Origin of the sequence: Streptomyces desertarenae (assembly GCF_042681365.1) — a bacterium.
GTDB classification, from domain to species: Bacteria; Actinomycetota; Actinomycetes; order Streptomycetales; family Streptomycetaceae; genus Streptomyces; species Streptomyces desertarenae.
This window is the reverse complement of sequence record NZ_JBHUFU010000007.1, coordinates 1-21,818: the sequence shown is the minus strand read 5'-3', so window position 1 is coordinate 21,818 and position 21,818 is coordinate 1. Positions and strand designations below refer to the sequence as shown.

Below are 21,818 nucleotides of genomic sequence, written 5' to 3'. Positions count from 1 at the left end.
CGGTGAGGATCCTGCACGTCATCACCGGCCTCGGGGCCGGCGGGGCCGAGCAGCAGCTCCGGCTGCTGCTGCGCCACCTGCCGCTGTGCTGCGACGTCGTCACCCTCACCAACCCCGGCGCGGTCGCCGACGGCATCGAGGCGGACGGAACGGCCGTCACCCACCTGGGGATGCGCGGCAACCGCGACCTGTCGGCCCTGCCCCGGCTGGCGGACCTCATCCGGGCCGGACGCTACGACATCGTCCACACCCACCTGTACCGGGCCTGCGTCTACGGCCGGATCGCCGCCAGGATGGCCGGGACGCGGACCGTGGTCGCCACCGAGCACTCCATCGGCGAGCGCATGATCGAGGGCCGCCCGCTCACCCCGGGCAACCGCGCCCTGTACCTGGCCACCGAACGCCTGGGCTCGGCGACGGTGGCGGTCTCCACCACCGTCGCCGCCCGGCTGCGCCGCTGGGGCGTCCCCGGCTCCCGCCTCCGTGTGATCCCCAACGGCATCGACGCCGCCCGGTTCCGCTTCGATCCGGTGGTGCGCGCGTCCGTGCGCACCCGCCTGGGCCTGCCCGCCCACGCCCTGGTGGTCGGCGGGGTGGGCCGGCTGGTGCCCGGCAAGCGCTTCGACGTCGCGGTGCGGGCGGTCGCCCAGCTGCCCGGCGCCCACCTGGTCCTGGCCGGCGACGGCCCGGAGCGGGAGCGGCTGCGCGAACTGGCCGCCGGGCTCGGGGCGGCCGACCGCGTCCGGCTGCTGGGGGAGTGCGGCGGCGCGGCGGGGGACGGCCCCGGCGGCGCCCCGGACATCCCCGGGCTGCTCAGCGCCATGGACGTGTTCGTCTCCCCGTCGGCCGAGGAGTCCTTCGGCCTGGCGGTGCTGGAGGCACTGGCCGCCGGGCTGCCCGTGCTCCACGTGACCTGCCCGGCGGTCGACGAGCTGCCGCCCGGCCACGCGCCCGGCGCGCGCCGGGTCGCACCGGGGGTGCGGAGCCTGGTGACCGCGCTGCGGGAGCCGTCGTCGGTGCCGGCCGGCAGGCGCCGCGCCCCCGTGTGCGAGGCCGTGCGCCGCTACGACGTCGGCCGCAGCGCCGACCGGCTCATGTCCCTGTACGAGGAACTCCACGAGCGTGCCGCCGCGCGCACCGCCCGCACGACGGCGCGCGCCGTCCGGCCCGCACGCCCCGTGCCCCTGCCGTCCCCGTCCTCTCCGGCATCCGCCCCGACCACGAAGAGGTGAGCTCCCGTGACCCAGTCGCTCACGACCCGCCCCCCCGCGTCCCCCGCCCGCCCGCAGGACCGCTCTCCCCGCCTTCCGGGCCTGGCGCGGCTCCGCAGCCTCGGACGGCTCCCGCGGTGGGCCTCCCCCCTGCCCTCCTGGGGGCCCCCGGCCCTGGGCGTCCTGCTGGGCCTGGCCGGCGGGGCGGCCTACGGCCTGCTCGCCGCGCCCCAGTACACCGCGACCGGCTACGTGGCCGTGGTGCCGGGCGCCGGGACGGACTCCGCCACGGCGCTCGGGTTCGCCCAGGCGTACGGGCGCATCGCCACCGACACCGCCGTCCTGGTCGAGGCGCGGGGCGCGACCGGGGCGACCGTGGACGACCTGCGCGACGGCGTGCGGGCGGCCACCTCCCCGGACGCCCCCATGGTGGAGGTCACCGGCACCGCGTCGAGCCCCGGCGAGGCCGCGGACGTCGCCAACGCGGTCGCCGACGCCCTGGTCCGGGTCGGCAACCGGACCGTCACCAGCACCGGGGTGCAGCTGTCGCTGTTCTCCCCGGCGCTGGCGCCCACCGAGCCGACCTCGCCCTCGCTCCCGCTCGCCGCCGCCGTGGGCGCCTGCGCCGGAGGGCTCACCGGCGGCCTCGTGCTCCTGGCGTCCCCGCGCGGGCGCCGCGAGGACCCGGCCTTCCCCGGCGTCGTGCCCGCGCCCGCGGGCAGCGCCGAGGGCACGGGGAGCGGCGGGGGGTCCGGGGAGGCCGAACCCGACCCGGTGCCGGCGGGCCCCGCCGCCCGGACCACCACCGCGGACCGGAGGCGGGACGACCGCCACCGCGGTGACCGGAGGCCCCCGCGGTGACGGCCACCGGACCGGTGCCGCGGGGGCGGGCCGCCCGGCACCGCCGGCCGCCCCGCCCTCCGGTGCCGTGCGCGCCGGAGGGCACACCCGTCCACCGGGAGGAGTCCGCGCCGGCGCGGACTCCGGCGCGGCTAGGGCCTGCGTCCCCAGGAGAAGGAGACGCACACCCGGCGGTCGCGGAACCAGCCGCCGAGCCAGTCGCCCAGGTCCACGCAGAACCCGGGGAAGCGCCCGGGCCGGCCCCCGTCCGCCGACATCACCGCCCGGAAGACGGCGGAGGACCTCGGGTTCTCCGAACACCGCCAGACGCCGTGCGGGCAGTAGTCGCTGATGGTGTGGTAGAGCGGTTTCCGCCGCGCGATCCACTCCAGCATCCGCCGCATGTACTCGGCGTTGTCGCCCCTGCGGAACAGCCCCCATTCGGGGTAGGAAAAGGGCTTTCCGCGCTCGGCCGCGAAATCCACCTGGTGTTTCAGTCCGTAGGGCTGGTTCACCTGGTCGTCGAACGTCTCGCCCGGCGCCTGGTCGTAGGAGTCCATTCCGATGATGTCCACCACGTCGTCACCCGGGTAGCACTCCGTCCAGGGAATCGCGTCCCGTCCGCGGTTGGGTGCGAAATCAAAGCGGAATTCCTGGCCGGGAGCCGATCGCATGGCGGCGACGATGCGCCTCCAGTACGTCTTCCACGCCTGCGGGTCGGGCGCGCAGCGGTGGGTGTAGGTGGTGCCGTTCATCTCCCAGCCCAGCACGATCACCGCGTCGGTCAGCCCCTCGGCGACCAGGTGCCCGGCCAGTTCCCGGAAGTGGTGGTCGAAGTGCCCCTCCGCGCCCCGGGAGAGCAGTCCGCGCACCTCGTCGTCGGAGAGGCCGGCCTCGTTGCGCGCCTGCATCGGCACGTTCAGCACGAACAGGCGATCGGGGGCGGCGCGCCGCCACTCGGCCCAGGGACGCAGGAAGTAGCGGTCGCTCTCGATGCGCTCCCAGGTGTCGCCGGGCAGGTAGGTGTGGGCCACCCGCACGTTCGCGCCGCCGAGCCACCGGCTCAGGCCGGCGATCCGCCGCACCCCGTCCGAGCCCGAACCCAGGAAGGCGCCCATGGCCACGCCGCGCGTCGACGGCCGGGGGTGCGCCGGCTGCGCGCCGTCGGTGAACACGTCGGTCGCCACGGCCCCGCCGGCGACGAGCGCCCCGGCCGTGACCGCCCCCACGCACGCGGCCGTCAGCCTGCGGCGGCGCCCCGGTGGTGCCGGCCTGCGGTGCCGGCTGCCTCCGGCCGGTCTGCGGTGTCGTCCGGGCACTGTGCCTCCTCGACTGCGTCGCCGGAACGGTCCGCCCGCCTCCCCGGCCCTGCTCCAGTTCTCACCGACACTAATCGGAGAATCTCTCGAATGAGCCGCCCGACTGCTTTCTGATAACCCGTTCGCGATTTTCCTCGCTCGCTCGGACCAATGGTGCGGGGGAAATGCTCGGATGGTTGGGGAGCCAATGAGTCGATACCCGTCGAGGCCGACGGCAAGACCTCAGAGAAAACCAACGGAAAAACCGAGGACCGCTGACATGCCGCCACCGTTCGACACCGATGTGCCCGCACTGCTGTTCCGGATCGACCGGAATCCCTTCCACCACGGCACGCTGGGGGCCGTCAGGTCCCTGGGGCGCGCCGGGATCGAGGTCCACGCCGTCGTCGAGTCCCCGCTGAGCCCCATCGGCCGCTCCCGGTACCTGTACCGGGGCCACCACCTGCCCGCCGACGGCGTGTTCGGCGCGCACCGCACGGGCGAGACGGCCGGTGCCGACGGGGCGTCGGACGAGCGGCTGGAGCGGACGCTGCGCCAGATCTCCGACCGCATCGGGCGTCCCGCCGTGCTGATCCCCATGGACGACCTGGGCGCCATCGCCGCGGCCCGCCTCTCCGGCCGCCTCTCCGGCCGCTTCCTGCTGCCGGCCCAGCCGCCCGGGCTGCCGCTGCGGGTGGCAGACAAGGCGGAACTGGCCGCGCTCTGCCGGGAGCTGGACGTCCCGCACCCGCCGACGGTGATCCCGCACAGCACCGCCGACGTGGACGCGGCGGTGCGGGAACTGGGGCTCCCGGTGGTCGCCAAGTGGAGCCGGCCCTGGCTGCTGCCCCAGGGCGGGGGGCTGCGCAGCACCACCGTCGTGGACTCGGCCGAGGAGGCGCGCGCCCTGTACGCGCGCGCCGGGGAGGCGGGCAGCCCGCTGCTGCTCCAGCGCCGCGTACCCGGCGGCCCGGGGACCGACTGGTTCTTCCACGGCTGCTACGCCGACGGGGCCGCCTGCCTGGCCGGCGGCGCGGGGCGCAAGGAGCGCTCCTGGCCGGTGGGCGCCGGGCTGACGGCCGTCGGGCGCTGGCTGCCCAACCCCGATCTGGAGGAGGCCGCCCACCGGCTGGCCAAGCACCTGGACTACCGGGGCATCCTCGACCTGGACTTCCGGTACGACACCGGCAGCGGCACCTACCAGCTGCTGGACTTCAACCCCCGCCCCGGGGCGCAGTTCAGGCTCTTCACCGACCGCTCGGGGCTGGACGTCGTGCGGGCCCTGCACCTGGACCTCACCGGGCGCACCACCGCTCCGTCCGAACCGGTCCTCGGCCGGCTCTTCCGCGCCGAGAACTACGCCCTGGCCTCCTCGCTGGCCGCGCTGCCCTCCCTCCCGCTGCCGTTCACCGCCGCCCGGCGCGCCCGCGCCGCGTCCGGGCACCGGCCGGACACCGGGGACGCCGGGGGCTCCCGGTGGAAGGGGCGGAGCACCGAGAACGCCTGGTTCGCCGCCGACGACCCGGGGCCCTTCCTGGCCATGGCGGCCACCTGGCTCGGGCAGGGCGGGCGGAAGGCGCTGCGGCGCACCCGGCAGCGGACGCCGCACGCCGGGCCCGGGACCGTGCCCCCCGCACAACCCGCGCGCGCCGGCGGCGCCGACCAGACCGGCGCCTGCGGACATCCCGGCGGCGCGACGACCCCACGACGATAGAGAGCGGGAACCGACCATGTACGACCTGGTAGTGGTGGGCGCAGGCCCCTACGGACTGTCGATCGCCTCCCACGCGGCGGCGGCCGGGCTCAGGCTGCGGACGTTCGGCAGGCCGATGGCCTCCTGGCGCGACCACATGCCCGGGGGGATGTTCCTGAAGTCCGAGCCGTGGGCGTCCAACCTCTCCGACCCCTCCGGCGAGCACACCCTGGCCGCCTGGTGCGCTTCCCGGGGGCTGCGGGCCGAACACGGCACGCCGCTGCCGATCGGCGCCTTCACCGAGTACGGGCTGTGGTTCGGGCGGACGGCCGTGCCGGCGGTCGAGGAGGAGAGGATCACCGCCGTACGGCCGCGGTCCGAGGGCTTCCTGGTGGAGACCGAGGGCGGCGAACTGGTCGCGGCGCGGACCGTGGCCCTGGCGATCGGCGTGATGCCGTTCGTCCACCGCCCCGAGCCGCTGCGCGCGCTCCCCCGGGGCCTGGTCTCGCACAGCAGCCACCACCGGGACCTGTCGGGCTTCCGGGGCCGGGACGTCACGGTGATCGGCGCCGGGCAGGCCGCCCTGGAGACCGCCGCGCTGCTGGCCGAGTGCGGCGCCCACCCCCGGGTGGTGGCCCGCGCCGGGCACGTCAGCTGGAACACCCCGCCGCAGCCCCTGAAGCGCCCCCTGCTGCACGCGCTGCGCGATCCGCACGGCGGGCTGGGGACGGGCTGGTCGAGCTGGGTGTGGGCCGAGGCCCCCTGGGCGGTGCGCCGGCTGCCCGGCTCCCTGCGGGCGAGGATCGCGGCCACGGCGCTGGGCCCGGCCGGCGCCTGGTGGCTGCGCGACCGGGTGGAGAGCAGGATCCCGGTCCTGCTCGGGCACCGGCTGCGGGCGGCCGTCCCCTCGGGCGGCGGTGTGCGGCTGACCCTGGAGAACACGCGGGGGTCGACCACCCTGGACACCGACCACGTGGTGGCCGCCACCGGTTTCGTCCCGGACGTGGCACGGCTGGACCTGCTGGACCCCTCCGTCCGCAACCACCTGAGGCTGGCGGGGACCAGCCGGGCCCCGGAGGTGGACGGCCGCTTCGAGTCCTCCGTGCCGGGCCTGTTCTTCGCGGGACTCCTCACGGCCCCGTCGTTCGGGCCGTCGATGCGGTTCGTCTACGGGGCCGCGTTCACCGCGGAGCGGCTGGTGCGCGGTGTGCTGCGCCGGACGGCCGGACGCCGCCCGACCACGGTGCCCCGCAGCCGGCGGGCCTCCCGCGCCACCGCCTCCCTGGGGTGAGCCCGGTCGGCGCGCGGGCCGGGGCGGGCGTTCCCGGAGCGCGTCCGCGGGTGAGGTGAAAGGTTCCGCCACGTGTCGGCCGCGCGGCGGAACCCGGCCGTCCGGCGGCCCGCGCCGGGCGGGCCGCCGGGGACGCGGCACACGCCCCGGGGGCGGTCCGCTCCCGACGCAGCGCGCGGGGAGCGGCTGTTGGTGCCGTCGCACGTCTTGACGCTTCCTGTCATGCACCCCACGATGCATGGGAGCGCTCCCAGACGATTGCCGGAGCGCCGCAGCCGCATGCCGTCGCGTCGTCCCCACCCGATCCATCCCGCCGGAAGGACCGAACAGTGACACCTCATCCGCCCCACCAGCCACAGGCGCCGGGCCGCTCCCGCCGCGGCAGACGGCGCGCGCTGGGCGCGCTGGCCGCAGCCGGACTGCTGGCCGGGGCCCTGTCCGCACCCGTCTTCGCGGCGGAGTCCGCCGACGGCCCCGAACTGATAGCCAACGGCGACTTCTCGGCAGGCACCACCGGCTGGTGGTGGACGGAGAACAGCCCCGGCTCGGTCGTGGACGGCCGCCTGTGCGCCGAGGTGCCCGCGGGCACCGAGAACCCCTGGGACGCCATCGTCGGGCAGAACGGCATCCCGCTCGCCGCGGGCGAGGGCTACGAGCTGAGCTTCACCGCCAGCGCCACGGTGCCGATCACCGTCCGCACCAACGTGCAGATGGCCACCGAGCCGTGGACCACCGAGCACTCCTCGGCCGACCAGGTCACCGAGGAGGCCACCACCTTCACCCACGTGTTCACCTCGGGCGGCGACCACGAGGCCGCCCAGCTCGCCTTCCAGATCGGCGGCAGCGAGGAGGCGTACACCTTCTGCGTGGACGACGTCTCGCTGACCGGCGGCGCCGAACCTCCCGTGTACGAGCCCGACACCGGCTCGCCCGTCCGCGTCAACCAGGTCGGCTACCTCACCGAGGGCCCCAAGAGCGGTACCTTCGTCACCGAGAAGACCACCGCCCTGACCTGGACGCTCCAGGACGCCGACGGCAACCGGAAGGCGTCCGGCACCACCACCCCGAAGGGCGTCGACCCGACCTCGCGGCAGAACGTCCACACCTTCGACTTCGGCAGCTTCACCGAGGCCGGCGAGGGCTACACCGTCACCATCGACGGCGAGACCAGCGAACCCTTCGCCATCGGCGACGACCTGTACGACTCGCTGCGCTCGGACGCGCTCGCGTACTTCTACCACAACCGCAGCGGCATCGAGATCGACGCCGACCTCGTCGGGGAGGAGTACGCCCGTCCCGCCGGCCACGTGGGCGTCGCGCCCAACCAGGGCGACACCGAGGTGCCCTGCCAGGAGGGCGTGTGCGACTACACCCTCGACGTCTCCGGCGGCTGGTACGACGCCGGCGACCACGGCAAGTACGTCGTCAACGGCGGCATCTCCGCCGCCCAGGTGATGTCCGTCTACGAGCGCACCCTGACCGCCGAGGGCGCCGACGGCGCCGAGCTCGGCGACGGCGAGCTGCGGGTGCCCGAGCGCGGCAACGGCGTTCCGGACGTCCTGGACGAGGCGCGCTGGCAGATGGACTTCCTGATGCGGATGATGGTGCCCGAGGGCGAGGAGCTCGCCGGCATGGCGCACCACAAGATCCACGACCGCGCGTGGACCGGTCTGCCGCTCCGCCCCGACCAGGACCCGCAGCCCCGCGAGCTGCACCCGCCGTCCACCGCCGCCACCTTGAACGTGGCCGCCACCGCCGCCCAGTGCGCCCGCCTCTTCGAGGACCACGACGCGGACTTCGCCGCCCGCTGCCTGGAGGCGGCCGAGACCGCGTGGGCCGCCGCCAAGGCGCACCCGGACGTGCTCGCCGACCCGAACGACGGCGTCGGCGGCGGCGCCTACAGCGACAACGACGTGCGGGACGAGTTCTACTGGGCCGCGGCCGAGCTGTTCGTCACCACCGGCAAGGACACCTACCGCCAGGAGGTCCTGAACTCCCCGCTGCACGGCGACACCGACGCGGTCTTCCCGCGCGGCGGCCTCTCCTGGGGCGCCACCGCCGGCCTGGGGGCGCTCAGCCTGGCCACCGTCCCCAACGACCTGACCGACAGCCAGGCGCGGACCGTGCGGGACATGGTCACCGAGGCCGCCGACGGCTACGCCGCCGACTCCCGCGGCGCCGCCTACGGCGTGCCCTACGCGCCGGAGGGCAACCACTACGTGTGGGGCTCCAACAGCCAGGTGCTGAACAACATGGTCGTCCTGGCCACCGCCCACGACCTGACCGGTGAGACCGCCTACCGCGACGCGGTGCTGCGCGGCCTGGACTACCTGCTGGGCCGCAACCCGCTCAACCAGTCCTACGTCACCGGCTACGGCGAGCGCGACTCCCGCAACCAGCACCACCGGTTCTGGGCGAACCAGCTCGACCCGGACCTGCCCAACCCCGCCCCGGGCTCGGTCGCGGGCGGCCCGAACGTCGACATCCAGGACCCGATCGCCCAGGACAGGCTCCAGGGCTGCGCCCCGGCGATGTGCTACATCGACCACATCGAGTCCTGGGCCACCAACGAGATCACCATCAACTGGAACGCCCCGCTGGCCTGGATCGCCTCCTACGCGGACGACCTCGGCGCGGGCGGCGGCGACGGAGGCCCGGGCGAGGAGCCGGGCGAGGACGCCTCCTGCGAGGTCACCTACACCTCGCACCGGTGGAACAGCGGCTTCACCAGCAACGTGACGGTGAAGAACACCGGCACCGCCGCGCTCGGCGGCTGGGAGCTGACCTGGGCCTTCCCCGACGACCAGAAGATCACCCAGGTCTGGAACGCCCGGATCACCCAGACGGGCCGGAACGTCGTCGCCAAACCCGTCCAGTGGAACGGCACCATTCCGGTCAACGGCACCGTGAACTTCGGCTTCAACGGCACCTCCAGCGGACAGGCGGCCAACCCGACCGCCGTCTCCCTGAACGGGAACAGGTGCACGGTCAAGTGATCTGACGCACGGCCGTCCGCACGGTTCCCACCCGGGGCCGGGGCACTCCACGGGAGCGCCCCGGCCCCGCTGCGGTCGGCCGCGGCCGCACACCCGGCCCGGTGATCCGCCGCGCATGGATTCCCCCACCCGGGTAAGCGTCGGCCCATGGGAACCGAGGCACGCGAACCGGGAGCGGAGACACGCCACCACCACCTGCGGCGCGCCGTCAGACGGCGCCGGAACCCGCCGCTGCGGCGCAGCGACATCACCGTCACCGAGCAGGGCCTGGTGCGGCGCGCGGTCAAGGCGGCGGCCCTCGGCAACGCCATGGAGTGGTTCGACTTCGGCATCTACGCCTACCTCGCCGTCACGCTCGGCAAGGTGTTCTTCCCCGGGGGCAGCGACACCGCCCAGCTCCTGTCGTCCTTCGCCGCCTTCGCGGTGGCCTTCCTGGTGCGGCCGCTCGGTGGGTTCTTCTTCGGGCCGCTGGGCGACCGGGTGGGCCGCAAGAAGGTCCTCGCGCTGACCATGGTCCTGATGGCGCTGGGCACCTTCTGCATCGGCCTCATCCCGAGCTACGCCGCCATCGGGCTGTGGGCGCCGGTGCTGCTGCTGGTCTTCCGGCTGGTGCAGGGCTTCTCCACCGGCGGCGAGTACGGCGGTGCCTCCACCTTCATCGCCGAGTACGCACCCGACCGCAAGCGCGGCTACTACGGCAGCTACCTGGAGTTCGGCACCCTGGGCGGCTACATCGCCGCGGCGGGCCTGGTCACCGTGCTGGAACTGCTGCTCAGCGACGCCGAGATGACCAGCTGGGGCTGGCGCATCCCCTTCCTGGTCGCCGGACCCCTCGGCCTCGTCGGCGTCTACCTGCGGGTCAGGCTGGAGGAGACCCCGGCCTTCCGGAAGGCCGCCGACCGGCAGGGCACCGCGGCGGAGGACGGCGGGCCCCGGCCGGCCGGGAGCACCCCGCGGGGCGAGGTGAAGCGGATCTTCGCCGAGCAGTGGCGGATGCTGCTGCTGGGCATCGGGCTGGTCGCGGCGTACAACATCACCAACTACGCCCTGCTGACCTACATGCCCACCTACCTCACCGACGAGATGGGCTACGACGAGTCGCACGGACTGCTGGTCCTGCTGGGCACGATGGCGGTGATGATGGCCGTCATCAGCCGGGTCGGCCACCTCAACGACCGCTTCGGCCGCAAGCCGCTGCTGATGGCCGGGATGCTCGGCTTCCTCTTCCTCTCCCTCCCGGCGTTCCTGCTGGTCAAGCAGGGCAGCATGGCCGCGGTCATCGGCGGCATGCTGATGCTGGGCCTGTCCCTGGTGTGCCTGCTGGGCACGATGTCCGCCTCGCTGCCGGCCCTGTTCCCCACCCCGGTGCGCTACGGGGCGCTGGCGATCTCCTACAACCTGTCGGTCTCGCTCTTCGGCGGCACCACGCCGCTGATCGTCACCGCGCTGATCGACCGCACGGGCAACGACCTGATGCCCGCCTACTACACCATGGCCGCCGCGCTCGTCGGCGTCGTCGCTGTCTCGCTGATGAAGGAGACGGCCCGCAGGCCGCTCAAGGGCTCGCCGCCGTCGGTGGCCACCCACGAGGAGGCGCGCAGGCTGGCCGCCGAGCAGTACGAGGGCCAGCGGTCCCGGCACTGACCCCGTCCCGCCGCGCCCCCTCCGCCCGGTCCCGGGTCACCGCCCCGGGACCGGGCGGACGCCGGTGACGACGGTCGCCTCCAGCTCCTCGCGGACGGCCACCTCCGGCACCAGCCCGGCGCGGGCGACCGCGTCCGCCGTCAGCGGCGCCTGCCGCCGTCCCGTCTCCACCAGCAGCACCCCGTCCGGCGCCAGCCACCGCGGCGCCCCGGCGGCCACCCGGCGCTGAACGTCCAGCCCGTCCGGACCGCCGTCGAGCGCGACCGCCGGCTCGTGGTCGCGGGCCTCCGGCGGCAGCAGGCCGATCTCCCCGGTGGGCACGTAGGGCGCGTTGACGGCCAGGACGTCGACACGGCCGCGCAGCGCGGCGGGCAGCGGCCCGTACAGGTCGCCCTCGTACACCCGCCCGCCGCCCGCGGCGGCGACGTTGCGGCGCGCGCAGCGCACCGCGGCGGGATCGACGTCGGCGGCGTGCAGTTCCACGGGGGAGCCCGCCTCCCGCACGGCCGCGGCGACCGCCGCGCCCACCGCGCCCGTGCCGCAGCACAGGTCGACGACCACCGGCGGCCGCCCCCGGCCGCGCCGCACCGCGCCGAGGGCGGCCGCCACCGCCCGCTCGGCGAGGAACTCGGTGCGGCGGCGCGGCACGAACACCCCGGCGCCGACGGAGATCCGCAGCCCCCGGAACTCCGCCCAGCCCAGGACGTGCTCCAGCGGCAGGCCGGCCGAGCGCCGCTCCACCAGGGCGGCCAGTTCGTCCGGGGTGCGGGCGGCGGAGAGGATCAGCCGCGCCTCGTCCTCGGCGAAGACGCAGCCGGCGGCCCGCAGCCGGGCGGCGACGTCGGGGAGGGGCGGGAGGGCGGGCACGGGGGAGGATGCGGGGGTGGGGGAAGCGGAGAGCGACATGGGAGCCTTCCGGAGGAACCGAAGGGCGCTCCCGCGGTCATCCGCGCCGCGGAACCGGCGGCCTCGCGGGACCGTGGGACGGGAGCACCCGAACCGACCTGGCGTTGATCGTTCCCACCCCCTCACGGCACCGTCTCGGAGTGGCCACCCTACACGACGGGTGACGGACGGTCACCGGACCGGTGGGCCTTGTCCTCCCGACGTTCTCCCGAAGTCCCCCCGAAGCCGCGGCGGGGTGACAAGCGGCCTCCGTGGCGGATCCGGGGTGTGCCGGGCGGCGTCTCCGGTCTCCTGCGGCTGCCTCGCCGGCGCCGACCGACGGCCCTGTCCCCGCTGTTCCGGGCCCACGCCGACCCCTGCGGCCGGTTCGGACCCGGCATGAGCCCCGCCTCGACCTCGCCGCCGCGGCGGTCGCGGTGTCCGTGCACCGGCTGGCCATGCGCCGTGTCGCGCGGCGCTCGACGCCGGAGACCGCCCGGCGGGGGCCGGCCGGGAGGCGCTGCTGGGCGGTGCGATCGGCCTGGGCTTCGTTCTGGTGTCCGCCGCACTGATCACGGCGTTCGGGGGCCACTCGTTCTCCTTCCTGGGCGGGCCACGGCTTCATGGCGGTCGTCTGGTCCGCGGCCGTGGTGCAGATCGGCGCCGCGGTCACCGAGGAGTTGCTGTTGCGCGGTCTCGCGCTGCAGGCTCTGGAGCAGCTGCTCGGCATCCCGGTCCCCGGGCACGCCTCCGAGGGCCTGTTCACCGTCGACGTGCACGGCTCCGCCGTGCTGACCGCCGCACGGCGCGGCGGCTGCCCGGCGGCTCAGCGGCGCGTGACGCGGGCGACGAGGTCGAGCCAGCCCGCCTCCAGGCGGTCCAGCGGCATGCCGCGCTGCTCGGTGAGGTGGTGCAGGAGCGCCACGTCCAGGTAGCCGGCGAGGGTCTGGGCGAGCAGTTCGGTGTCGCCGTCCGCGTCCGCCTCGCGCAGCAGGGCGGCGATGTGGGTGAGGCGGACGCGGAGGGGAGGGGAGAGGAACCGCTTGCACGCTTCCGGTTCGGCCTCCAGCAGCAGGCCGCGGTGGGCGGCCAGGTGCCTGAGCGTGGCCGGGCCGAACGCCTCCAGCCGCTCCACCGGGGGCGCTCCGGGACCCAGCGGCGGGGGACCGGTGAGGAAGGACTCCTGGTAGAGGCGCTCGGAGTGGTCGAGCAGGGCCATGAGCAGACCGCTGCGGTCGCCGAAGCGGCGGAAGACCGTCCCCTTGCCGACCGAGGCCGCGGCGGCGACCGCCTCCATCGTCAGCTGCTCCGGGCCGTGCTCGGCCACCAGGCGGGCGGCGGCCTCCAGCAGGCGGGTCCGGTTGCGGGCCGCGTCCGCGCGCATGGGGGGCGCCTGGCCGGCCAGGGACAGGGCCGCGGGCTGCCGGACCGGTGCCCGTCCCTGCTCGTCGTCGGGCGGCGCGATGGAAGTCACGTCCACCAGACTACCCCCGCCGGAAGAAAGTGGACCAGAGTCCGGTTAGGGTGCTAGAAAGCATTCGGACCACGGTCCGTTTGCTCCCCCAGTTGTTTCCGACCCTTCCCTGGAGACCTCCATGTCCGTCCGCATCCTCGGCCTCGTCGGCAGCCTCCGCTCCGGTTCGCACAACCGCCAGCTCGCCGAGGCCGCCGTGAAGCACGCCCCCGACGGGGTGGACATCGTCCTGTACGAGGGCCTGGCCGACGTGCCCTTCTACAACGAGGACATCGACGTCGAGGGCTCCGTGCCCGCCGCCGCCCTGCGGCTGCGCGAGGCGGCGACCGCCGCCGACGCGTTCCTGCTGTTCTCGCCCGAGTACAACGGCACCATTCCGGCCGTGCTGAAGAACGCGATCGACTGGCTCTCCCGCCCCTACGGCGCCGGCGCGCTGACGGGCAAGCCGGTGGCCGTCGTCGGCACCGCCCTGGGCCAGTACGGCGGTGTGTGGGCGCAGGACGAGAGCCGCAAGGCCGCCGGCATCGCGGGCGGCGCCGTGCTGGAGGACGTCAAGCTGTCCATCCCGAACTCCGCCGGGCGCTTCGCCGAGGTCCACCCGGCCGACGACGCCGAGGTGAGCGCGCAGCTCGCCGAGGTCCTCGGCAAGGTCGCGGCCGCCGCGGCGCCCGCCGCCTGACCGTCCCCGCGCTCCCGCGCGGACCGCACGCAAGGGCGGGGCGCCCCGGTGCTTTCCGGGGCGCCCCGCCGCAGTGCGTCCACGGGACCACCTCCTCGGGGCGTGAGGGCCCGCGGTGCTCCTCTCCTGCCGCGCGCCTAGCCGGCCCTGGCGTAGCTCTCCGCCATGCCGCCGGCGAAGTCGTACACCACGGCCGCCTCGTCGCCGACGACCCAGGCGTCGTGCCCCGGCGGGCAGACGAACACGTCGCCCGGCCCGACCTCGGCCTCCTGGCCGTCGTCCATGCGCACGTGCATCCGCCCCCGCACCACGTAGCCGTTGTGGTGGATCCGGCAGCTGTCCGTTCCGGCGATCGGCCCCACCGACTCCGACCAGCGCCAGCCGGGCTCGAACGTGGCCACGGCGAAGTCCAGCCCGGTGAGGTGGAGGGCTTCGAGGTGGCCGCGGGGGAAGTCGCGCCGTTCGTCGGGCTTGTCGGTGGTCTTGACCTCCATCATGGCGTCGCCTCCTTCTTGCGCCGCAGTTCCATCATGCGCGCACGGCGCCCGGCGGTGAAGACCCGGCCGGGGGGCGGCAGGATTCGGAGCGCAGCGTCCCCGGCCACGTGCGGGACGTGCTCGCGCGGTGGGGCCGCCGGTCCCTCACCAGGGCAGGAAGGCGTGGATCTCCTTGCCCTCCGGCAGGGGCTGCGCCTGGAGGCGTTCGGCGATGCGTTCGACGATGGACCAGCCGAAGCCGCCCGTGCCGCTGGTCAGGTCGGCCCGGCGCGGCTGCGGCATGGTGGTGCTGGTGTCGCGGACGGTGACCTGCACCCGGCCGGAGGTGAACGCCAGGCACAGGGTGAGCGGTCCGGGAGCGTGGCGGACGGCGTTGGTGACCAGTTCGGAGACGACCAGGAGCACGTCGTCGCGGGAGCGCTCGCGGCCGGGCGGCACGGAGCGGGCCAGGGAGGTCAGGAAGGCGTCGGCGGCGTCCCGGGCCAGGGCGATGGTGCCGGAGTGGCCGTCGAAGTCGGCGCGCACATGGGGAGCCCCCAGACCTTCGCTCAACAGTTCCATCGCCGGTCCCCCAGTCAGCACAGCGGTGTCCATGGTGCGTCTTCCCGCTGGTGTGACCACCATACGCCGCCGTGCTGACGCCGCGCCGACATCCCGGCCGGTCAACGGCGGACGGCGAAGAACCCGGCCAGCCCCACCAGGTCCAGCAGCCGGGCGGGCTGCGCACCGACACCCGTCAGGACCAGGCGGACGCCCCGGTCCCGGCAGTGGTGCTCCAGGGAGATGAGGGCGTGCAGTCCGGCGGAGTCCATGAAGGACACCCGGGACAGGTCCACGGACAGCCCCCGCAGCGGCTGGTCCAGTTCCGCCAGGACGTCGGTCAGGGTGTGCGCGCTGTCGTGGTCCACGTCGCCGTGGGGGCGCAGGATGACGGTGTCCGCCCTGCGGACGACGGCTACGGACAGGGCGTGCATGGGGCCTTCGACCCCCTTCCGGGGTGGATCGGCCCGTCCCGGCCGGGTCGCTCCGGTGCCGTGGGGCGGGGGAGCGGGCGGCGGCCGGCGCGGGAGTGCAGGGCGCGCCCCGGCCGGGCGGCGGGGCGACTCCCCCCACGGTCACACACCTGCGTCCGCGGCGCCACCGTCCACGCCTCCCAATTCCCTCCCGCGGGCGCCCCGTCAGCCGCGGCCGCCGCTTCCGGCACCCTCCCCGCCCCCCTGCGCGAACGCGGGGTGGCGGGCCAGGCAGTCGGCGGCGTCGGGGGCGGTGGGCAGCAGCCCGGCCAGCCCGGTCATGCGCACCAGCCGCATCAGCGGCTCGGGGACGGCGCACAGGAACAGGGACCCGCCGGCCGCCCGGGTGTGGTGCCACAGGCCGATCAGCACGCTCAGGCCGGAGGAGTCGCAGAAGGTCACCCCCGACACGTCCAGCACCAGATGGGGGTGGCCGCCCTCGGTCAGGGCCAGGGCCTCCGAATGCAGCCTGGGAGAGCTGTGGTAGTCGATCTCGCCGGTGACGGCCACCAGGGCGACGGGGCCGTCGAGCCGCTCGACGGTGAACCGCAGGTCGTCGATCACCGGGCCGGCACCTCCCCGCCGGGGCGGGCGGGCGGCCGGGCGGAGCGGCCGGACGGGGGCGCTCCCGCGGCCGTCGTGGACGCTGCGTCCTGCTGTGTCATTCGGCTCCCCACTTCTCGCGCGCGGCGGTGTCCCGGCAACCGCAGGTCTTCCGCAGTCAGGCGGCTGCCCGGGAGGAGCCGGGGGAAACGGCACCCGGGCCGGGCGGCCCGGGACGGGGGCGGGCCGCACCGGGCGGGAATCCGGGGCGCCGACCTACTTGTCATGTCCCCGAAAAAGTTCTAGAGTCCGCCGCGCAGTGGAATGGGAGCGCTCCCAAGCGTCTCCGCACCGCTCCTGTCGAAAGGGACCACCATGACGACACCCCCACGGGCCCTGTCCCGGCTGCACGCGGCCCTGCTGGCCCTGCTGATGGCCGCGGGTGTGCTGACGGCCCTGGCGGCATCGGCTCCGCCCGCCAGCGCCGACCAGCAGATCTGCGACCAGTACGGCACCGCCACCATCCAGAACCGGTACGTGGCGCAGAACAACCGCTGGGGCACCAGCGCCACCCAGTGCATCAACGTGACCGGCACCGGGTTCCAGCTGACCCGGGCCGACGGCTCCGTCCCCACCAACGGGGCGCCCAAGTCGTACCCGTCGGTCTACTACGGCTGCCACTACTCCAACTGCTCGCCCGGCACCAACCTGCCGATGCAGATCGGCTCGATCGGCAGTGCGCCGAGCAGCATCTCCTACACCTACGTGAGCAACGCCGTCTACAACGCCTCGTACGACATCTGGCTGGACCCGCAGCCCAAGCGCGACGGGGTCAACCGCACCGAGATCATGATCTGGCTGAACCGGGTGGGCCCGATCCAGCCCATCGGCTCGCGGGTCGGCACCGCCTCCGTCGGCGGCCGCACCTGGGAGGTGTGGACCGGCTCCAACGGCTCCAACGACGTCATCTCCTTCATCGCCCCGTCGGCCATCGGCAGCATGACCTTCGACGTCATGGACTTCGTCGACGAGACGGTCGCCCGCGGCATGGCCCAGCGCTCGTGGTACCTCACCAGCGTCCAGGCCGGCTTCGAGCCCTGGCAGAACGGCGCGGGCCTGGCCGTGAACTCCTTCTCGGCCTCCGTGAACACCGGCGGCGGGGGTGACGGCGGCAGCCAGGAGCCCCCGCCCGGCGGGGAGCCCGGCAGCTGCGAGGTCGCGTACACCGCCACCTCCTGGCCGGGCGGCTTCACGGCCGACGTCACCGTCCGCAACACCGGCACCACCGCGATCGACGGCTGGCAGCTGACCTTCGCCCTGCCCGGGGGCCAGGCGGTCACCAACGCCTGGAACGCGACGGTCACCTCCTCCGGGGGGACGGTGACGGCCCGCCCGGCGGCGCACAACGGCCGCATCGCCGCGGGCGGCACCCAGTCCTTCGGGTTCCAGGGCACCCACACGGGCGGCACGTTCGGCGAGCCGACCCGGTTCAGCCTCAACGGGACCGACTGCGCGGTGAGGTGACCCGCACACGGAGGCCCCCGCGGCGGTGAGCCGCGCGCGGGACCGCCGGGGCCCGGGCCGCGCCGCGCGGTCCGGGCCCGAACCGCCGGACGGCGGGCCTACCCGAGCCGCGCCGCCACCTCGCCGCGCAGCCTCGGCAGCATGTCGTGCAGGACCCCGGGGCACAGGGTGTCGCCGAAGTCCTTGTGCCCCCACAGCTGCGTCGGCCGGACGCCGTAGCGCTCGCACGCGTACGCGCACAGCACCACCAGCACCTCCCACTGCGCCTGTGGCGGCACGGCGCCCGCGTGGTAGGAGCCCTCGCAGGCGATGCCGAGCGCCTGCTCGTTCTGCCCGGCGGTGTGGGCGCCGAGCACGAGCCCGTTCCCGGCGGACAGCGCCCGCAGGCTGCCGTGCCGCCCCTCGGTGATCCAGCCGCCCCGGCTGACGAGGAAGTGGTAGCCGGTGTCGATCCAGCCGTTGTCGTCCATGTGCAGGTCCTGGACCCAGTGGGCGTGCGCGTGGGCCTGGGCGCGGGAGGGGTCGGAGGTGTTCCCGCCCGCCGTGTGGTGGACGACGATCCGGCTCGGCCGGCGGTCCAGGACGGTCACGCGCCCGGAGGGCGGCCGCGCGCCCCACACCCCGGTCCCGTCGATGTCGGGTTCGACGGCCGCGGCGGTGGCGGCCCGCGCGGTGCCGGGCAGGGCGGCCGCCGCGGCGGCGAGTCCGGCCGCCCCGGCGAGCAGCAGGCGGCGGCGGAGGGGGTCATGGCCGGTCACGGTCACTCCTCGGGGGGCCGTACGGGCAGAGGGCGCGGTGGGGGCGGCGGGGGACCGGGGGAGGGGAGGGCGCCGCGTCCGGGTGGGGCCCCGCCCGGACGCGGCGCGGTGGTCCCCCGCCGCTCCGCGTCAGGGCGTGTTGTTGGCCAGGGCGAGCAGCCGGTCCCTGGAGCCGTTGAACTTGTTGCGGTCGACGTTCCCGGAGACCCCGGGGACCGAGCCGGTGCTGGTGTACTGCCACACCGTCCAGGTGGGGAAGCCGCTGGGGATGGTCGGGCTCGCGCTGGAGGTCCAGTGCGCCACCCACAGCGGGCTCTTGGAGTACATGCCGGTCCAGTTGCCGGTGCAGGTGTTCCACCAGCTCGCGGTCGTGTAGATCACCACGTCGCGCCCGGTGCGCGCCTTGTAGGCGGTGTGGAAGTCGTTGATCCAGGTGCGCATCTGCGTGGTGGACAGGCCGTAGCACATCGCGCCGTAGGGGTTGTGCTCGATGTCCAGGACGCCCGGCAGGGTCAGGTTGTCCCGGGACCAGGCGCCGCCGTTGGAGGCGAAGAAGTCGGCCTGGACGGCGCCGCCGGAGGCGTTGGGGAGCGCGAAGTGGTACGCGCCGCGGATGACGCCGGCGTGGTAGGCGCCCGTGTAGTTGGCGCCGAACCGCGCGTCCTCGTAGCCGGTGCCCTCGGTCGCCTTGATCCAGGCGAACTGGATGCCTGCGTTCCGTACCGAGGTCCAGTTGATGGAGCCCTGCCAGTGCGAGACGTCGATGCCCTGCACGCCGGTGGTGGGCGACAGCGCGCCCAGCGACGGGCCGTCCTCCGCGGCCGGTCCCCCGTGGACGCGCTGGCCCGCGCCCATGTACGCGGTGCCGGGCTTGAGGCGCTCCCCGGCGGGCGGGGGCGCCGCGGCGGCGGTGCCCGCCGCGCCGGCCAGCAGCGCCAGCACCGCGCCGAGCACACCGGCCAGGAAGGCCCCCTTCGGGCGGCGGCGGGGGGACGGGGATCTGTGCGAGAGCATGGCTCCTCCAGGCACGGGGTGAGGAATGGGGGGAGTGCTGGGTGGGGCTGCCGTCCGGACGACGGATTTGACGTGCACGCGCCATCAGTGACGCACGGGGTGGAAGCGGTGTAAAGACCCGCCGGTGACTCCCCGTGGTCTGGTCCGTTGGCGGGAAGGGGGAACTGGGCATACGGAGTCCGTCCCGCGGAAACTTTCAGCGGAGGAAACCACGGGCCGCCCCGGGGCGCCGGGGCGGAATCCGGCAGGGCGCGCAGGGGGCGGACCGGAGCGGACGAGGACGGGCGGGTGCGCCGGAGCGCGCCCGAGGGCACCGGGCGGAGCGCCCGGAGGAGGAGGGGGCGCGGCGGATGCGCGTGCTGACGTGGAACCTGTGGTGGCGGTTCGGCCCGTGGGAGCGGCGCCGGGAGGCGATCCTCTCCGTGCTGCGCGCGGAGCGCCCCGACGTGGCCGGTCTGCAGGAGGTGTGGGCCCGCGGCGGGGAGAACCTCGCGCAGTGGCTGGCCGGCGAGCTCGGCATGCACTGGGCGTGGGCGCCCTCGGACACCCCCGAACCGTGGCGCCGGCGGGTCGGGGACCCGGCCGCCGACATCGGCAACGCCGTGCTCAGCCGGTGGCCCGTCACCGCGCAGGAGGCGGTGCGCCTGCCCGCCCCCCGGGACCGCGACGACGGCCGCCTGGCGCTGTACGCGCGGGTAGACGCCCCCTGCGGCCCGGTGCCGTTCTTCACCGCCCACCTCCACTCCGCGCCCGACGGCTCGGCGGTGCGCGTGGAGCAGGTGCGGGTGCTGGCCCGGTTCGTGGCCGCCCGCCGCGGCGGGACCGCCTTCCCGCCCGTGGTCACCGGCGACTTCAACGCCCGCCCGGACTCCGACGAACTCCGCCTGTTCGGCGGCCGCCTGACGGCCCCCGCCGTCCCCGGCCAGACGTTCGTGGACGCCTGGGAGTGCGCCGGCCCCGCGGCGCCCCCGGCGACCCGGGACCGGGCCAACCCCCACGTGGCGGCGACGTTCGAGCCGAACGCCCGCATCGACTACGTCCACGTCGGACCACCCGGCCCGGACGGACTCGGCCGCGTCACCGCCGTGCGGCGCGCGGGCGACGGGCCCGTCGGCGGGGTCTGGCCCTCCGACCACGCCGCCGTCGTCGCCGACCTGGCGTCCGGCGGGTCCGCCGCGGCGGCGCGGGGCGGCGGACAGGGCTGAGGGGGGCGGGCAGCGGGGGCGGCCGGTCCGTCGCCCCCTCCTCCCGCCGCCGCGGACATCCGCCGTTCGGGTGACGTCCTCCGCCGCGGCGCCGGGCCCGGGACAGAGGGGTTTGCCGGGTCCGTCCGGCCTCCGCGGGATCAAACGAAAAATCCTGCGGTGGTAGCCCGGGTGAGTCCGGAGTAGCTTTCCAGGAGTACCGGGAAGCACCGGACGCCACCGCGGCGGGAGCCGTGGGGACGGCGGCAGGCCCCCTCGGGCAGCGACCGCTCCACCGGAGCGCACCGAGGGAGACCGCGGGAGGAGAGCCTCCCGGCACGGCGGGTGACACCCCGTGAGAGAGGCGGTTCCCCGAACCGCGCGACCCGCGCCCGTCCGGGCCCGGCCCCCTCCCGCCCGCGGGACGGCGGGCCCCGGGCCCCGCACCGGGCGCGGTGGAGGTGACCCATGGCGACGCAGACCGAACCCCTGCTGGAACCCCCCGGTGTCGAGGACGGCGCCGCCGTGTGGCGGATCGCCCGCGACTGCCGGGTGCTCGACCTCAACTCCCCCTACAGCTACCTGCTGTGGTTCAGGGACTTCGCGGCCACCTCCGTGGTGGCCCGCGGAGCGCACGGCGCTCCGGTCGGCTTCACCACCGGCTACCTGCGCCCCGACCGGGCCGACACGGTGGTGGTCTGGCAGATCGCGGTGGACGGGGAGCACCGCGGGCGCGGCCTGGCCGCCGCCATGCTCGACCACCTGGCCCGCCGGCTGCGCCCCCGGGGCGTCCGGCACCTGGAGGCCACCGTCACACCCGGGAACACCGCCTCCGACCGGCTGTTCACCCTCTTCGCCCGGCGGCACGGCGCAGCCCTGGAGCAGAGGGTGCTGTTCGACGCCGCGCTGTTCCCCGAGGAGGGGCACGAACCCGAGGTGCTGTACCGCGTCGGACCGCTCGCCTGACTTCCCCGCCCGGCCGCCGGGCGGCCCACCGGTCCGCCCGGCACCCACCATCCACCGAGGAGCGCACCATGGCCACCATCCCAGTCGCCACATCCGTCTTCGACGCACTGGAGTCGGAGGTGCGCAGCTACTGCCGCACCTGGCCGGCTGTCTTCGAGACCGCGCGGGGCAGCCGGCTCCAGGACGAGGACGGCCGCACCTACCTCGACTTCTTCGCCGGGGCGGGGGCCTTGAACTACGGCCACAACAACCCGGTCCTCAAACGCGCCCTGCTGGACTACCTGGAGCGGGACGGCGTCACCCACGGC

The 21,818-nt window shown here is 75.1% G+C and carries 20 protein-coding genes; 11 read left to right on the top strand and 9 right to left on the bottom strand.

Annotation, left to right across the window (positions count from 1 at the left end; translation table 11 throughout):
- The first annotated feature begins 2 nt into the window (after positions 1-2).
- Together ACFSJS_RS13205 and ACFSJS_RS13200 are read left to right on the top strand one after the other, a co-directional pair.
- A complete protein-coding gene (locus tag ACFSJS_RS13205; RefSeq protein WP_380899746.1) occupies positions 3-1,232 on the top strand; it encodes a glycosyltransferase in 1,230 nt (409 codons plus the stop codon).
- Positions 1,233-1,238: 6 nt separating this feature from the next.
- A complete protein-coding gene (locus ACFSJS_RS13200) occupies positions 1,239-2,072 on the top strand; it encodes a YveK family protein (protein ID WP_380899744.1) in 834 nt (277 codons plus the stop codon).
- Positions 2,073-2,203: 131 nt separating this feature from the next.
- Here ACFSJS_RS13200 and ACFSJS_RS13195 read toward each other — a convergent pair whose 3' ends face one another.
- The gene (locus tag ACFSJS_RS13195; protein ID WP_380900271.1) at positions 2,204-3,295 is read right to left on the bottom strand and encodes a glycoside hydrolase family 26 protein; all 1,092 of its coding nucleotides are present in this window, start codon (positions 3,293-3,295) and stop codon (positions 2,204-2,206) included.
- 334 nt (positions 3,296-3,629) lie between these two features.
- On the opposite strand from ACFSJS_RS13195, the gene ACFSJS_RS13190 reads away from it, so the two are divergent.
- The 4 genes from ACFSJS_RS13190 (at position 3,630) to proP (ending at position 10,973) form a co-directional block, all read left to right on the top strand.
- Complete coding sequence (locus tag ACFSJS_RS13190; protein ID WP_380899742.1) at positions 3,630-5,063, top strand: carboxylate--amine ligase; 1,434 nt, start codon at positions 3,630-3,632, stop codon at positions 5,061-5,063.
- A 16-nt stretch (positions 5,064-5,079) separates the two neighbouring features.
- Complete coding sequence (locus ACFSJS_RS13185; RefSeq protein ID WP_380899740.1) at positions 5,080-6,333, top strand: NAD(P)-binding domain-containing protein; 1,254 nt, start codon at positions 5,080-5,082, stop codon at positions 6,331-6,333.
- A 395-nt stretch (positions 6,334-6,728) separates the two neighbouring features.
- Positions 6,729-9,329, top strand: a complete 2,601-nt coding sequence (locus tag ACFSJS_RS13180) for a glycoside hydrolase family 9 protein (protein ID WP_380900269.1) — start codon at positions 6,729-6,731, stop codon at positions 9,327-9,329.
- A gap of 147 nt (positions 9,330-9,476) precedes the next feature.
- Complete coding sequence (gene proP / locus ACFSJS_RS13175; protein WP_380899738.1) at positions 9,477-10,973, top strand: glycine betaine/L-proline transporter ProP; 1,497 nt, start codon at positions 9,477-9,479, stop codon at positions 10,971-10,973.
- 36 nt (positions 10,974-11,009) lie between these two features.
- On the opposite strand, the gene ACFSJS_RS13170 is transcribed toward proP, so the two are convergent.
- Both ACFSJS_RS13170 and ACFSJS_RS13165 read right to left on the bottom strand, forming a co-directional pair.
- Positions 11,010-11,879 carry a putative protein N(5)-glutamine methyltransferase gene (locus ACFSJS_RS13170; RefSeq protein WP_380899736.1) on the bottom strand — a complete coding sequence of 290 codons (870 nt, stop codon included), beginning with the start codon at positions 11,877-11,879 and terminating at the stop codon, positions 11,010-11,012.
- 805 nt (positions 11,880-12,684) lie between these two features.
- Positions 12,685-13,332, bottom strand: a complete 648-nt coding sequence (locus tag ACFSJS_RS13165; RefSeq protein WP_380899734.1) for a TetR/AcrR family transcriptional regulator — start codon at positions 13,330-13,332, stop codon at positions 12,685-12,687.
- A gap of 121 nt (positions 13,333-13,453) precedes the next feature.
- Here ACFSJS_RS13165 and ACFSJS_RS13160 point away from each other — a divergent pair, with 121 nt between their 5' ends.
- A complete protein-coding gene (locus ACFSJS_RS13160; protein ID WP_380899732.1) occupies positions 13,454-14,011 on the top strand; it encodes an NAD(P)H-dependent oxidoreductase in 558 nt (185 codons plus the stop codon).
- 137 nt (positions 14,012-14,148) lie between these two features.
- On the opposite strand, the gene ACFSJS_RS13155 is transcribed toward ACFSJS_RS13160, so the two are convergent.
- The 4 genes from ACFSJS_RS13155 to ACFSJS_RS13140 form a co-directional block, all read right to left on the bottom strand.
- Complete coding sequence (locus ACFSJS_RS13155; RefSeq protein ID WP_380899730.1) at positions 14,149-14,508, bottom strand: cupin domain-containing protein; 360 nt, start codon at positions 14,506-14,508, stop codon at positions 14,149-14,151.
- A gap of 144 nt (positions 14,509-14,652) precedes the next feature.
- Positions 14,653-15,069: an ATP-binding protein gene (locus ACFSJS_RS13150; RefSeq protein WP_380900267.1), complete on the bottom strand. Its 417-nt coding sequence runs from the start codon at positions 15,067-15,069 to the stop codon at positions 14,653-14,655.
- A gap of 101 nt (positions 15,070-15,170) precedes the next feature.
- Positions 15,171-15,482 carry an STAS domain-containing protein gene (locus ACFSJS_RS13145; RefSeq protein ID WP_380899728.1) on the bottom strand — a complete coding sequence of 104 codons (312 nt, stop codon included), beginning with the start codon at positions 15,480-15,482 and terminating at the stop codon, positions 15,171-15,173.
- A gap of 204 nt (positions 15,483-15,686) precedes the next feature.
- Positions 15,687-16,085, bottom strand: a complete 399-nt coding sequence (locus ACFSJS_RS13140; RefSeq protein ID WP_380899726.1) for an STAS domain-containing protein — start codon at positions 16,083-16,085, stop codon at positions 15,687-15,689.
- Between the two features lie 354 nt (positions 16,086-16,439).
- Here ACFSJS_RS13140 and ACFSJS_RS13135 point away from each other — a divergent pair, with 354 nt between their 5' ends.
- Positions 16,440-17,588 (top strand): glycoside hydrolase family 12 protein, encoded by a 1,149-nt coding sequence (locus tag ACFSJS_RS13135; RefSeq protein WP_380899724.1) that lies wholly within the window; start codon positions 16,440-16,442, stop codon positions 17,586-17,588.
- Positions 17,589-17,686: 98 nt separating this feature from the next.
- Here ACFSJS_RS13135 and ACFSJS_RS13130 read toward each other — a convergent pair whose 3' ends face one another.
- On the bottom strand, positions 17,687-18,346 hold the full coding sequence (locus ACFSJS_RS13130) for a peptidoglycan recognition protein family protein (protein ID WP_380899722.1): 660 nt from the start codon (positions 18,344-18,346) through the stop codon (positions 17,687-17,689).
- Between the two features lie 129 nt (positions 18,347-18,475).
- Positions 18,476-19,360: a lysozyme gene (locus tag ACFSJS_RS13125; protein WP_380899720.1), complete on the bottom strand. Its 885-nt coding sequence runs from the start codon at positions 19,358-19,360 to the stop codon at positions 18,476-18,478.
- A gap of 350 nt (positions 19,361-19,710) precedes the next feature.
- Between ACFSJS_RS13125 and ACFSJS_RS13120 the strand changes: the two genes are divergently transcribed.
- From ACFSJS_RS13120 to ACFSJS_RS13110, 3 genes are all read left to right on the top strand, one after another.
- Positions 19,711-20,565: an endonuclease/exonuclease/phosphatase family protein gene (locus ACFSJS_RS13120; protein WP_380899718.1), complete on the top strand. Its 855-nt coding sequence runs from the start codon at positions 19,711-19,713 to the stop codon at positions 20,563-20,565.
- A gap of 447 nt (positions 20,566-21,012) precedes the next feature.
- Entirely contained in the window at positions 21,013-21,510 is a 498-nt protein-coding gene (ectA, locus tag ACFSJS_RS13115) for a diaminobutyrate acetyltransferase (protein ID WP_380899716.1), read from the top strand.
- A 68-nt stretch (positions 21,511-21,578) separates the two neighbouring features.
- On the top strand, positions 21,579-21,818 hold a 240-nt coding region (locus ACFSJS_RS13110; RefSeq protein WP_380899714.1), incomplete at its 3' end, for an aminotransferase class III-fold pyridoxal phosphate-dependent enzyme.

Coding starts and splice junctions, on each gene's coding strand:
- ACFSJS_RS13125 (WP_380899720.1), bottom strand. CDS start 19,360: ATGCTCTCGCACAGATCCCCGTCCCCCCGCCGCCGCCCGAAGGGGGCC.
- ACFSJS_RS13150 (WP_380900267.1), bottom strand. CDS start 15,069: ATGGAACTGTTGAGCGAAGGTCTGGGGGCTCCCCATGTGCGCGCCGAC.
- ACFSJS_RS13190 (WP_380899742.1), top strand. CDS start 3,630: ATGCCGCCACCGTTCGACACCGATGTGCCCGCACTGCTGTTCCGGATC.
- ACFSJS_RS13135 (WP_380899724.1), top strand. CDS start 16,440: ATGACGACACCCCCACGGGCCCTGTCCCGGCTGCACGCGGCCCTGCTG.
- ACFSJS_RS13155 (WP_380899730.1), bottom strand. CDS start 14,508: ATGATGGAGGTCAAGACCACCGACAAGCCCGACGAACGGCGCGACTTC.
- ACFSJS_RS13170 (WP_380899736.1), bottom strand. CDS start 11,879: ATGTCGCTCTCCGCTTCCCCCACCCCCGCATCCTCCCCCGTGCCCGCC.
- ACFSJS_RS13120 (WP_380899718.1), top strand. CDS start 19,711: ATGCGCGTGCTGACGTGGAACCTGTGGTGGCGGTTCGGCCCGTGGGAG.
- ectA (WP_380899716.1), top strand. CDS start 21,013: ATGGCGACGCAGACCGAACCCCTGCTGGAACCCCCCGGTGTCGAGGAC.
- ACFSJS_RS13145 (WP_380899728.1), bottom strand. CDS start 15,482: ATGCACGCCCTGTCCGTAGCCGTCGTCCGCAGGGCGGACACCGTCATC.
- ACFSJS_RS13160 (WP_380899732.1), top strand. CDS start 13,454: ATGTCCGTCCGCATCCTCGGCCTCGTCGGCAGCCTCCGCTCCGGTTCG.
- proP (WP_380899738.1), top strand. CDS start 9,477: ATGGGAACCGAGGCACGCGAACCGGGAGCGGAGACACGCCACCACCAC.
- ACFSJS_RS13185 (WP_380899740.1), top strand. CDS start 5,080: ATGTACGACCTGGTAGTGGTGGGCGCAGGCCCCTACGGACTGTCGATC.